General features: G+C 53.6%; 10 protein-coding genes. 7 read left to right on the plus strand and 3 right to left on the minus strand.

Going from position 1 to position 12,166, the window contains the following annotated elements; translation table 11 throughout:
* Nucleotides 1-41 precede the first annotated feature (41 nt).
* From LF95_RS06490 to LF95_RS06500, 3 genes are all read left to right on the plus strand, one after another.
* Entirely contained in the window at nt 42-482 is a 441-nt protein-coding gene (locus LF95_RS06490) for a DUF3775 domain-containing protein (RefSeq protein ID WP_215905653.1), read from the plus strand.
* 344 nt (nt 483-826) lie between these two features.
* Complete coding sequence (locus tag LF95_RS06495) at nt 827-2,518, plus strand: sensor domain-containing diguanylate cyclase (RefSeq protein ID WP_073954194.1); 1,692 nt, start codon at nt 827-829, stop codon at nt 2,516-2,518.
* A 290-nt stretch (nt 2,519-2,808) separates the two neighbouring features.
* On the plus strand, nt 2,809-4,272 hold the full coding sequence (locus tag LF95_RS06500) for an aminoacyl-histidine dipeptidase (RefSeq protein ID WP_073954195.1): 1,464 nt from the start codon (nt 2,809-2,811) through the stop codon (nt 4,270-4,272).
* A 52-nt stretch (nt 4,273-4,324) separates the two neighbouring features.
* Here the strand turns inward: LF95_RS06500 and LF95_RS06505 are convergent, their stop codons facing one another.
* Nucleotides 4,325-5,716, minus strand: a complete 1,392-nt coding sequence (locus LF95_RS06505) for a DnaJ domain-containing protein (RefSeq protein WP_252509674.1) — start codon at nt 5,714-5,716, stop codon at nt 4,325-4,327.
* Between the two features lie 317 nt (nt 5,717-6,033).
* Here LF95_RS06505 and LF95_RS06510 point away from each other — a divergent pair, with 317 nt between their 5' ends.
* Entirely contained in the window at nt 6,034-7,026 is a 993-nt protein-coding gene (locus LF95_RS06510) for a methyltransferase domain-containing protein (protein WP_168173665.1), read from the plus strand.
* 123 nt (nt 7,027-7,149) lie between these two features.
* A complete protein-coding gene (ykgO, locus tag LF95_RS06515; protein WP_007090004.1) occupies nt 7,150-7,275 on the plus strand; it encodes a type B 50S ribosomal protein L36 in 126 nt (41 codons plus the stop codon).
* Nucleotides 7,276-7,421: 146 nt separating this feature from the next.
* Here the strand turns inward: ykgO and LF95_RS06520 are convergent, their stop codons facing one another.
* Nucleotides 7,422-9,269, minus strand: coding sequence for an adenylate/guanylate cyclase domain-containing protein (locus LF95_RS06520; protein WP_073954196.1), 1,848 nt, complete (start codon nt 9,267-9,269; stop codon nt 7,422-7,424).
* Between the two features lie 83 nt (nt 9,270-9,352).
* Entirely contained in the window at nt 9,353-9,811 is a 459-nt protein-coding gene (locus LF95_RS06525; protein WP_073954197.1) for an Lrp/AsnC family transcriptional regulator, read from the minus strand.
* A 159-nt stretch (nt 9,812-9,970) separates the two neighbouring features.
* On the opposite strand from LF95_RS06525, the gene LF95_RS06530 reads away from it, so the two are divergent.
* Together LF95_RS06530 and LF95_RS06535 are read left to right on the plus strand one after the other, a co-directional pair.
* Nucleotides 9,971-11,053: a saccharopine dehydrogenase family protein gene (locus LF95_RS06530; RefSeq protein WP_073954892.1), complete on the plus strand. Its 1,083-nt coding sequence runs from the start codon at nt 9,971-9,973 to the stop codon at nt 11,051-11,053.
* A gap of 166 nt (nt 11,054-11,219) precedes the next feature.
* Nucleotides 11,220-12,164 (plus strand): type 2 periplasmic-binding domain-containing protein, encoded by a 945-nt coding sequence (locus LF95_RS06535; RefSeq protein ID WP_073954198.1) that lies wholly within the window; start codon nt 11,220-11,222, stop codon nt 12,162-12,164.
* The last annotated feature ends 2 nt before the right edge of the window (nt 12,165-12,166 follow it).

The following is a 12,166-nucleotide window of genomic DNA, read 5'->3' on the forward strand; positions in this document are numbered from 1 at the left end:
TCGTGCCGTAACGGAATTTTTCTTTAAAAACGGAGAATTTTATGTCGGACGTGATGGATGATGCACAGTCAGATGAATTTCCCGCCATCGATATGGAAAAAATCGCCTTTATTTTGCTAAAGGCGCGGGCCTTTGATGCGCAGGAAGATGTGGTGGAGCCCGATTACGGGTCCAACGCATCGGATGACCAGTTTCGCGAAGTGCTTGAAGCCTATGGCGATGATGCCACCCATGCCGAACTGGTCGAGGCGATAAATGACCTGAATTGGGACGAGCAGTGCCAGCTGGTGGCCCTTGTCTGGATCGGGCGGGGCAGCTTTGATGCCGATCAGTGGCAGGAAGCTTTGAGCGAGGCGGAAGACGGCCATACCAACCATACCGCAGAATACCTGACCGGGATGCCGATGCTCGGGGAATATATCGAGGAAGGTTTATCCGCCTTTGATATTTCGCTTAGCGATATTGAGGCGATGCACCTCTGATCCCGAGACGATTTCCGATTGTTCTTCTGGTGGGCCGAAACCTGGTTTCGGCCCGCGTTGATTTTATGCAGCTTCACCTGTGATGTTTATCCATTGGGTGGAATATTTAGAAAATCTTATGCTATTTGTTGTTTTATTGGATGAGGTCGGCTTTCGGGCTCCTGACCATATAGATAAATTTGGTATGTCTCGATAAAATGAGGCAATCACTGGGATTTGCAGATCTGGCTGCTCTTTGTTCCAGCTGTTTTGGGAGTGTGAGCCGAAATGTATGATGAGGTTGAGCTGTAGGCAGTTTGTTTTAACAGATTTTATCGGGAACGGCTTTTCGTCGGGGGACTGGATTGGCGCGTTTTGAGAAAAAAGAGATTGACCGGTTATATGGGCAATCAGCTGTTGGCGTCGTTATCCATCGGGAATTGGTGGCTTTGTACGTTAACGATGCCTATGCCCGCATGATGGGATGCCGGAACGCGGTTGAATTCATGTCTGGCCCGGAACTGGTGCATTATATTCCCCCCGCTTTTCATCGCGAAGCCCTGAAGTTATATCGGGATTTCATGAACGCTACCGGCTTTCATGGCTGGAAAAAGGTTTACAATTTGCGGCGCGATGGCTCGCCGGTGTGGCTTGAAATCAGCGATGAAACCATTGATTGGGAAGATGGCCGTGCCTTGATGACCACAGCCCAGGTCATTGAAAATGGCAGCACGGCCATGCAGGTGGACCATATGCTGGGGCGGTCCTTTATTGGTGTTGCCGTGCATCGCGACATGAATGCCCTGTATGTCAATGATGCCTATGCCACCCTGATGGGGGCGGAAAATGCCAGCGATTTCATGAAGACACCAGATTTGCTGCGATTTATCGCACCTGAATTGCGCGAGATAACATCGGCCACCAGCGAGAAAATATCGCAGGGCCTTTTTAACGGCAGCCGGCGGCGGGAATGCAAGTTTCTGGATGATGGCAGCGAGGTCTGGTGTGACCTGACCGATGAACGCATTTTATGGCATGATGGCAAACCCGCGATTTTGACTACCGCGCATGATGTGCGCGAGGAAGTACGCATGAATAATATGCTGGTGCGCAATCGCAACAGTTTGCAAAATGCGGTTGCCGAAGTCATTCGCATGGTGCCAACCGCCGTCGCCATGTTTGACGAAGACCTGCATGTTTTGCATTTCAATCGCGAATTTTCCCGTTTGTTTGCCCGAAATCCGGGGATGTACCCGGCGACAACCCCGGAATTTGATGTTTCCGGCCTGCGCCTGATTTACCGCGAAATGGTTGCGGCTGGACATGACCATGCCGATCGGAACGGGGTTTTGTCGCCTTCTGGGCGCCTGACCGATATTCGCATCAATCGTCTTCAGGGTGGCGGCATGATGGTTTCGGCACTGGATGTGACCGACCATAAGGAAGTAGAAAAACAGTTGGCGGTCCTGGCCTCGACCGACCCGCTGACCGAGGTTCTGAACCGTCGCGGGTTTGAGGGGGCGGTAAACCGGTTGCGCGATATTCGCCGCCTGCGCAATAAAAAATGGCATTTCGGTATCGCCGTGCTGGACCTGGACTATTTCAAACAGATCAATGACAGTTTTGGTCATGCCTGCGGCGACCGGCTGCTGCAGGAGGTTGCGGCGGTGCTGCGTGGGGCGTTGCGGGATGACGATTTGGTTGTCCGGCTGGGGGGCGAGGAATTTGCCGTTTTGCTGCCATCGGCCACGGGGAAAATTACACAAATGATTGCCGGGCGACTGGCTGAAATGATTGGCGATATCCGCCTGGCGGACGATGCCGGCAATGCCGGTGTGGTACGTGTGACCGCCAGTATCGGTGTTACCATTGGCGGTGATGTTGGTGATAAAAACGGGGGCGAGGTGGATTTGCCAACCGCGCTGCTGGTGGCGGACCGCGCCCTGTATCAGGCCAAAGAGGGGGGGCGAAACCGCATTGTTTTTGCCGATCCCACTTTGCCGGAACCCACCATTGCGCCCAATGCCGGCCTTCCCGAAGATAAAGCCGAAGATTGACGCCTGTGAGATACAGGATGGTTATCCCCGGTTGGGTGGGGATGTTTTGTATGTGGTCTTCTGCGCGAAAACCCTGATGTGACGGTGGAAATTCCCGTCAATTTGCGATAATCAGAAGGCAGGATGATTTCAGGACTGCTTTTGGGTGTGTTTTTTGTGCCTCCCCGACTTGGATCATGATGACGCCGGTTTTTTGGGCGGGTTTTATGATGGCATGATAACGGTGCAAAAGAAGCTGCCAGAAAGCCGGTTTTGAAGTCAGATGTTAATCCAGACAGGAGAGCGCCACCGTGGGCAATATCAGCCATCTTGAACCAACTGCAATTTGGGCGAATTTTCAGAAATTGTGCGACATCCCCCGGCCTTCGACCAAGGAAGAGGCCGTGTTGCAGATGATTGAAAAGCTGGCCGATGAACAGGGTTGCAGCCATTACCGCGACAGCGGCAGCAACCTGGTGGTCAATGTCCCGGCAACGCCGGGCTATGAAGACCGTAAAATGACGGTTTTGCAGTCTCATGTCGATATGGTGGCCCAGGCCAATAGCGGATCGACCCACAATTTTGATACCGACCCGATTAATGCCTATGTTGATGGGGACTGGGTAACGGCCGATAACACCACGCTGGGTGCCGATAACGGCATTGGGGCAGCGGCCATGCTGGGGGTGATGTGCGACAAATCGGTTGAACACGGCCCGCTGGAATTGCTGTTCACCGTGGATGAGGAACGCGGCCTGACCGGTGCGATGAACCTGGAGCCAGGCCGCCTTCAGGGTGAAATTCTGCTGAACCTCGATACCGAAGATGAATATGAACTCTATGTCGGCTGTGCTGGTGGTGGTGATCTGGTGGCGCGCTGGCAATATCAGGCCGATGCGGTATCGGATGATCAGGTGGCGCGCAAAATTGCCCTGACCGGTCTTAAGGGCGGGCATTCGGGCATTGATATCATTTTGGGTCTTGGTAATGCCAACAAGCTGATGGCGCGTTTCCTGCGCCATCTGTTGCGTGATTTGGACGCCCGCATCGTTACCATAGAAGCCGGTACGGCGCGTAATGCCATCCCGCGGGAATCTTTTGCCACCATTGTTTTGCCTGTGGCGAATGTCGGGGCGTTTGATCAGGCGATGGGCGAATTCCGCGATGCCATTATTGGCGAATATGCCGATCTGGAGCCGAATTTTGCCATTGCCGCCAGCGAAATCGAATTGCCGGAAACGGCGATGACACCGGCAGATAGTGTGACCTTCAATAACGCCATTCTGGGTGCGCCCAACGGGGTGCAGGCCATGAGCACAAGCGTGCCCGGTGTTGTTGAAACATCGGTTAATCTGGCGATTGTTTCGGTGGCGGACGGGCAGGCGAAGGTAACACTTTCGGCACGCAGTTCGATTTCAAGTGCGCGCGATGCCACCCGCGAGGTTGCGACGGCGGTATTTGAAAATATTGGGGCCACCGTTACCTGGGGTGATGCCTATCCGGGCTGGAAACCGAACATGGACAGTGAAGTGCTGGAAATGATGCAGGCCGTGCATCGCGACCTGTTTGGCAAGAAAGCCGAGGTAAAGGTTATCCATGCCGGGCTGGAATGTGGTGTTCTGGGCTCGAAATATCCCAACTGGGACATGATCTCGTTTGGGCCGACCATCAAACGTGCCCACAGCCCGGATGAATGCGCCCATATCCCGTCGGTTGCCCGGTTCTGGGATTATTTGCGTGCAGCGCTGAAGGCTATTCCGGCAAAGTCTGCCTGATCAGGTTTGATGTGATCTGATGATCGTTAAAAATGCGACTGGTCCTGCGGGATCAGTCGCATTTGTTTGTTTTGCACCATTCATCGCGCGCGGCACTGCCATCGCCGGGTGTCAGGGCGTCGGAATTGACATAGCCATCTTCACCCAGTTCGGTTTCGACGCGGATCCAGAAATTTTTATTCTCGCCACGTAGAAAAACAGTTTCAAACCGCGATAGCGGACGCATGACGGGAAAATTTATGCCCGCCCCGGTGCGCAGGTTCAAAAACGGCTGATCAACATAATAGGGGTCGCTTTTGGGGGTGATCAGGTCCTCGATCTTCTCACGCACTTTGGCAATACCGGTTTCGACCTGGCGGGGGAACTCGGTGGTGAAATAGCCGTGTGCCGGACCAAAAGCGAGCAGCAGGCAGAAAATAATCACAAATACCGGGCTAAGATGCAAAAGCGCATCAAACATGGCGACATGTTTCCATTCGTCGCGGACCCGGCGGGCGGGTTCGCCGGTATCAAGCCTTCGTATATTGGCCCGGATCTGTTCGGCCAGGGCGGAACGGTTATTGCCAATAAAATCCGATGCCTGCAGCAAAACCGCGCGGGCCAGCTGTTTGTTGCCACTGCGTTCAAAGGCGGTGGCCTGGTTAAACAGCAATTGCGCATTGGCTTCGGGCGGAAAAACACCGCCGCGCATATTGGAAATGATCGCCCGCCAGGCCGGAAGGATGCTGCGCCAGCCCCAAAAACCGCTTAGCCAGGTGCGTAAACTTGCCCGCAGCGCCATGCGCCGAGCCCCCTTGGGGGATAGAACCGCGCTGACGGTATCGCGGCGGACGGAGTTTAAAAAGCCGTGTATCACGGTAAATTCGATATGTCGGGGCTGGGCCGAAATGACATCGGTGATCGCACAGCGGGCATAACCGTTACTATCGCCATTGCGTTGGGATGACTTGTGGTGCCGCCGCGCACCGGGATTGACCTTTGGGTCGCGCTGGCCGGTTTTTTCCTGATGCTGCTGATAGGCCGAACTTGCCCTTGCATAGCGGTCTTCCCGGCTTTCGGGGCGCTGTTTGCGGCCTGCACCGGCAAATCCCTGCCGTCCGGCATTGCCGCTATGTCCGGTGCTTTCGGTATTCCCGGTTGCGTGGGGGCTGCTGGCATGTGGTCCGGCTTTGTCGTTGCCACTGGTGCGGCCGGCCGGGCGTTTGCGAATCCCTGCCAGAATTTCATAGGCCTCGGTTACGTCCTTGAAACGTTCTTCCGCATCCGGGGCCGAATTTCGGTCCGGGTGGTATTCAAAGGCCAGTTTCCGATAAGCCAGCTTGATTTCTTTTTCGCTGGCCCCCGGCTTGATCCCAAGCTGGCGATAATAGATGGATAGGGGGTCGTTACGCATGCGGTTTTTGGTGTCTCTTGGGTCGGTCAGGCCAGCGGAATATCCCGCCATAAAAATGCCTGTCAGGCAGCGTTGCCCGCTTGGCAGCCATATTGTGAAATATTAGAGCGGTTTGCGCCACATTTGTTTGTGTTTTGACGTTATTGAAAAAAATATCGCTCAGCAGGGGCGATTTGCCCTGGGCGGGCAGGTGGCAGGTGGCAGGTGTCCAATGGTGGCAATATATAGTGGAATGTTTCATTCTTTACCTTGTTGCAGGGATCAGGGATGATAATAGGCAGGTTTGCACGCCAACAGATAAACGCATACGGGCGGTTTCATTGAAGTTGAAGTTCTGGCAACGAAAATCATCGGACGCCAATCCATATATGAAAGATCAGATGTCGCCGGATGGCACCCTTGCCTCCGGGGCGATTACGGTGCCGTTTCGCAAGCGCTTGCGGGCGCGCTGGGAAGGATATGACGACCCGGCGGAATATTATCTGTTTGAACAGCAATTAAACGATTATCGCCGCTGGCTGCAGCGGATGCTGGTGCTGGCATCCCGCCCGATCCCCGAGGATGAGGGCGAACTGGACCTGGATGACGAAGTCGGTCGCTGGCCGCCCGAACGGATGAAGCTATACGGCAAGCTGTTTGACCGTGGCATCATGAAGCCGGGCGGGCATGAATATGCGCTGGAACTGGCAAAGCCCCTGGCCCTTGATGAAACCATGAGCTGCATTGAAATTGGTGCGCGTATTGGCGCCACGGCGCGTATTTTGGCCGATAAGTTTGGTGTCTGGGTAACGGCAATGGAACGCGACGGGGAACTGGCCCTATTGGGGATGGAGCGTTCGGTGGCCGCCGGGGCGCAAAAAAAGGTGCCGGTCCAGCAATATGACCCGCTGGCACCGGAATTTCGCAAAAAGTATTTCAACGTCGTTTATTCGTTTGGCGAGATGTTTACGGTCAATAAGAAGGATACCTTCCTTTTGAAGCTGACCGAATCGCTGCGCGAGCAGGGACAGTTGCTGATTACCGATTATGTGGTGACAGGAAAAGCCAGCGAATCCTCGGAAAGCTATCGAAAATGGATGGCAACCGAAGAGGAAAAACCCCATCCGTGGACGGCAGATCGCTATAAAGAGATTCTCGGCAAGCTGAGATTTGACATCCGAATTGCCAAAGATGAAACCGAATTACACGTTCATCAGATCAAAACGGCATGGGTGACCCTGGTCAGCGAGCTTCAAACAAGCGGTTTGGACCCCGATTTCATCGCTTTTCTCGAAGATGACATGGAAATGTGGATGAACCGGGTAAAAATGCTTGAAAATGGTGAACTGGCCTATTATCGGTTCTACGCAACGCACGACTAACGCTCTGACACCGCCTGGTTAACGCTAAAAGGTAAAATTATTGCGTTTTAAGTGTTGACAGGGACTGGGGTGACTTCTATTTTCCCGGCTCCCAATAGGGCCAAGTTTCTAAGGTTTACTGTTATGAAGATCCGGAACTCGTTGAAATCCGCGAAGCTGCGGGAAAAAGGCTGCCGTATCGTGCGCCGCCGTGGCCGCGTATATGTCATTAATAAAAAGAACCCCCGTTTTAAGGCACGTCAGGGTTAATTCCCTTACGGACCTGAAACAAGGTTTTACAAAACGCCACTATCCTTGTGATGGTGGCGTTTTGTGTTTTTTGGCGCTGTGCGTGGGCTCCAGCCAGCCCCTGTCGTTCCTGTGACTGCTTGCAGTGTGTTTAAAGACAAATCGCCCTAGTCAGGCGCGTTGGCAACGGTATAAACGGCGGTGGACTGGCTGCGACCACGCAGCAGGACGTCCCCCGCAATGGTGACGCGGGTAGGGTTTGCCAGGCTGTTGCGCGTGCTGTCACTTAACAGGATTTCGGTGCCAAAGTGCTTGTTTTCGGCTTCAAGCCGTGACGCACTGTTGACCGCATCGCCATGCACGGTAAAGGACAACCGGTCGGTTGCACCGACATTGCCTGCAATCATGCGCCCGGTATTGATCCCGCAACGGCACGATATTGTTTGTCCGTCAAACATCTGGTTTTTGACGGCCTTTTGAATGTTGATGGCGGTATCAAGGGCGGCATCGGCATGATGATTTAAATCGTCAAAGGCATTGTAAACCGCCAGCACCGCATCGCCCTGAAACTGTGTGATAATGCCACCATGCTGTTCGATGATGTCGGTGACGGTATCAAAATAGGCATTCAGCATGGCAACGATTCGCGCAGGGTCCAGTTGCTCGCACATGGTGGTAAAGCCGACAATATCCACAAACAGTACGGTAGCATCGCGTTGTTGGGGCGGTAAAACGCCGGAATCGGTGCCTGATGCCAGTAATTCCCGGGCAATCGAGGGCGGCAGGAATTTGCCAAACAGGCTGCTGATGCGTTCGCGGTCACGCAGCGCGACAATCATATGGTTAAAGGACCGCGCGGCATCGTCATATTCGCGAATACGACTGCCGGTCAGGCTGGGGATCATATCAAGATGGCCGGATTCAAGGCTGCGCGCGGCTGTGGCGAAACGGCGAATGGGGCGGGTAAAATGGCGCGAAACAATGATGGCCATAATAATGGACAGCAACAGCACAAGCCCGCCCAGCACTGCAGTTAGAACCAGGCGGTCAAATTCGGCATCAAACAGGCTTTCTTCAAAATGAATGCCAATGATCAGCGGCGAAAAAGGCGTATTTTCGACCTGCCGGGTTACGATGACAGAATACTGGTCGTTCAGGTTTAGCCCGGAAAGCTGCACATTGCTGGTCGTTGTGCCTTTGTTATAGGCGGGGTAATCAAGCTTTTCCGACTGGCCGAGATTGGCCAAAACCGGGTCGCCAATATCAACCGTGCGGGGCAGGGGAATCGGGCTGCGCCGGATTTGTCGGGCATCATCCACCAGGGTGCTGGCAATATGGTTGCCCCAGCTTTGCAGCATGGGGTGCGCGAGAACCCGGTTACCTGCCACAATGATAAACGGCACACCGGGTGAATTTTCGCGCCCGCGCACCAAACTGTGCGACAGGTTGGAAAGGGAAATATACTGGACAAAAATTCCCAGATAATGCCCGTCGCGCAGCAGCGGCACCCAGTCCACAATCACTGGCTGGTTAAAAAACGGGTCCCAGCGCGGAAAGCTGGTGCGGTTTTCGCTTGGGCCACGCAATTGCGAAATTTCCGATATCAACATGTTGTCAGGCGACAGGGTATATTTGATTGCCGACATATCGGCGGGGTTGTATCCGGTAAATTCCCGTTCGCCATTGATCAGGCCATAGGCCATGACATCCATTTCGTCGGCCGCAAGGGCGCGCATGGCATTGTCCCAGCCTAGGGTGAAATCCGGGTCCAGGCGCCCCTGGGAGACTTGATCAGCTACCCAGTTGGCCCGTGCGCCAACATTATCCATGCGTTCGCTCATGGCGCGCTGTAGTGAAATCAGTTCATTATCTGCCACCAGCACCCACAGATTGCGGGTGTTTTCGTAGGCCGCCCCCAACCCCAAATACAGGGCAACGCCAACGCCGCCGATACTGGTCGTAAGAAAGCTGGCAAGCAGTACGGTTAGAACAGAATAGCGCCGTTTGGTTTTCAAGTCTGACTGGCCTTGGCAGAAGCGGGATCGGGATGTGGATAACGAGGTCCTGACGCTAGAGTAAGTCTAGTGGCTTTCAAATCCTAGGAAAATGGTTGAGGAGACGGACGACGATCAAACTTGGTGGAAAGAATGATCGAGCTTGATGTGCGTTTAATCCCCCCCAATGTCCCGATACGGTCCAGAAGCTGGTCAAGTTCTTCGGGCGTGTCGGCACAAATTTCGGCGATCAGGTCAAATTCCCCCGAAATCGCCAGACAGCGAATGCAGCCGGTGATTTTTTGCAGGGCGGCCACCACTCCGGCTGATTTTTGCGGTTCAACCTGGATCATCACCTCGGCCAACAGGCGCGGGCGGGCTTCGTCGCCTAAAATAACCGAATAACCCCGGATAATCTGGCTTTTTTGCAGCCTTTCCAGGCGTTCCTGTACGGCAGAGCGGGACAGGCCCACATCGCGCGCCAGGGCGGCGGTGGGCAGGCGGGCATCCTGTTGCAGGCGGGCAATCAGGCGGCGGTCAATTTCATCAAGCTGTCGTTTCAACGGAAATACCCATGAATATGATGGTTCATTTAGACGTTTCCACAGTATTGCCGGGTTGTTTCCGGCAGTCCAGTGGCAGAGCATTTAAAGATTGAAATTATTCAAACCCAACAATCCTTGACCGCTGCATCAGGCGGCACATTTTATCGGGAGATGGCAATGAAAAAAGTACTGGTTCTGGGGGCAGGTAAAATTGGCCGTATTGTTTCGGTTATGCTGCATGAAAGCGGTGATTATGCGGTCACATTGGCTGACTCCAATGGCCAGATGCTGGAAGTATGCGCACCGGATAATGCGGCCAAGCTGGTTACGGTTGATGTTACCGACGAAGCTGCCTTGCGCGATGTCGCGCGCGGCCATGATGCCATTCTTTCCACCTGTCCGTTTTATCTGAATGTCGCGATTGCCCGTGTCGCGCGTGATATTGGGGCATCCTATTTTGACGTGACAGAGGATGTTGAAACCACCCGCGCCATTCGCGAAATCTCCAAGGGGGCGGACGGCGCCTTTGTCCCGCAATGTGGTTTGGCGCCGGGTTTCATTTCGATTGCCGCTCACGACCTGTTTAAACGGTTTGATAAAGTGCGCAGCCTGCGCCTGCGGGTAGGGGCCCTGCCACAAAACCCGACCAACCGTTTGAAATATAATCTTACCTGGTCCACCGATGGCTTGATCAATGAATATCTGAACCCGTGTGAAGCGATCCATAAAGGCAAACGCATCGAGGTTTTGCCGCTGGAAGGATATGAGCGTTTCACCATTGATGGTACCGAATATGAAGCCTTCAATACATCGGGCGGGGTTGGTGCCCTGTGTGACATGCTGGAAGGCAAGGTCGATAGCCTGGATTACAAAACGGTGCGCTATCCTGGCCATCAGGAAATTCTGAAAATCCTGATCGAGGATCTGGCACTGGGGCAGCGCCCGGAGCTGATGAAGGATATTTTTGAAAAATCGCTGCCGATTACCAGCCAGGATGTGATTGTCATTTTTGCCGATGCCGTTGGCGAGCGTGACGGGTATCTGTGTGAAGAAAACTTCATTCGCAAAGTACATGGGACGCGTATCGGCCCGCGGGACTGGTCGGCCATTCAGGTGACGACATCGGCGGGTTTGTGCGCCGTGATGGACATGGTGTTGACCGGCAGCCTGCCGGGCAAGGGGTATATTCAACAGGAACAGGTTACGCTTGGTGACTTCCTGGCAAACCGGTTTGGCCGTTATTACCAGCACGCTTCCTGACGGCAGGAACAGGATATTTTCTTGGGAGCGGGTCTGCCAGGTGCAGGCCCGTTTTGAGTTATGTGAGGCGGGTTAGTTTTGTGTCTAATACGAAAGCAGGGGATAGGGTATGGTGTTGCCATAAAATATAATTCTGTTTGGACCGCAAGGTTCAGGGGAGGAAAAAATGTGGTGTTGGCGCCGGCTAAACTGTGATTTTGCAAAAATTCTTGCCGTGTTGCTAACCGTGATGGTTGGCTCGCTGCCAAGGGTTGCGCAGGCGGACCCGCCTCTTGTCATGCCGATCCGCTCCGTTGATCTTGCCGGGGTGCAAGAATGCTATAATGACCCGCATCCAGGCGGGTTTTGTGACCAGTGTAAAAGTCCTAATACGGGCAATTATTCACTGACCAATTATGTACTGTTGCGTGAAGCCCTGAAAGCAGGGGGCATGGATGTTAAATTGGTTGGTATTGGTTCGCCAAATTCCGCGCGCAGCAGAATGATGGTCGAAACCGGGATGGCGACGATTAAAGCCGACTGGGATTTTAACATGGATCAGAATGAGCATGTTTTGAAAAGCGATGCCTTTATTCGTTCGGGTGAATTTTTTAAAGGGATTTATGGCCTACCCGAGAATCCATTATTGAAAAACATTCACGATATAAGGGATTTGCGCCCTTTGATTGCGGCGACCAACCTGCATTGGCGGCTGGACTGGCAGGTTTTGCAAAATATGCGCCTTGCCAGCCTGTTTCCGGCAAGCACAATGTCGCAGATGTATAATCTGATCGGGCAGGGCCGTGCCGATTTTACCTTGCTGGAATTTTCAGCCCGCCCCGACATGGTGCGGGAACTGAATGGGTTAAAACTTGCGCCGGTGGCTGACGTAAAGGTGGCCTTGCCTGGCTCCCAGCATTTTATGGTATCGCGCGGGGATATGCGGGCAGAACGAATTATTGCGGTTTTGAACCGTGGTTTAAAGACGTTGCGCGAAAATGGTCTGCTTTCGCAATGTTTACATCAGGGCGGGGTGATTAATGCCAAAGCCGCAGACTGGAAGGTTTTAAACGCGGGCGAACCCGGTATTTCAGAACATCACACTTTTGACTTACTGGAAAATCATCGTTGATC

The organism is Thalassospira sp. TSL5-1 (assembly GCF_001907695.1).
In the GTDB taxonomy this organism is placed as follows: Bacteria; Pseudomonadota; Alphaproteobacteria; order Rhodospirillales; family Thalassospiraceae; genus Thalassospira.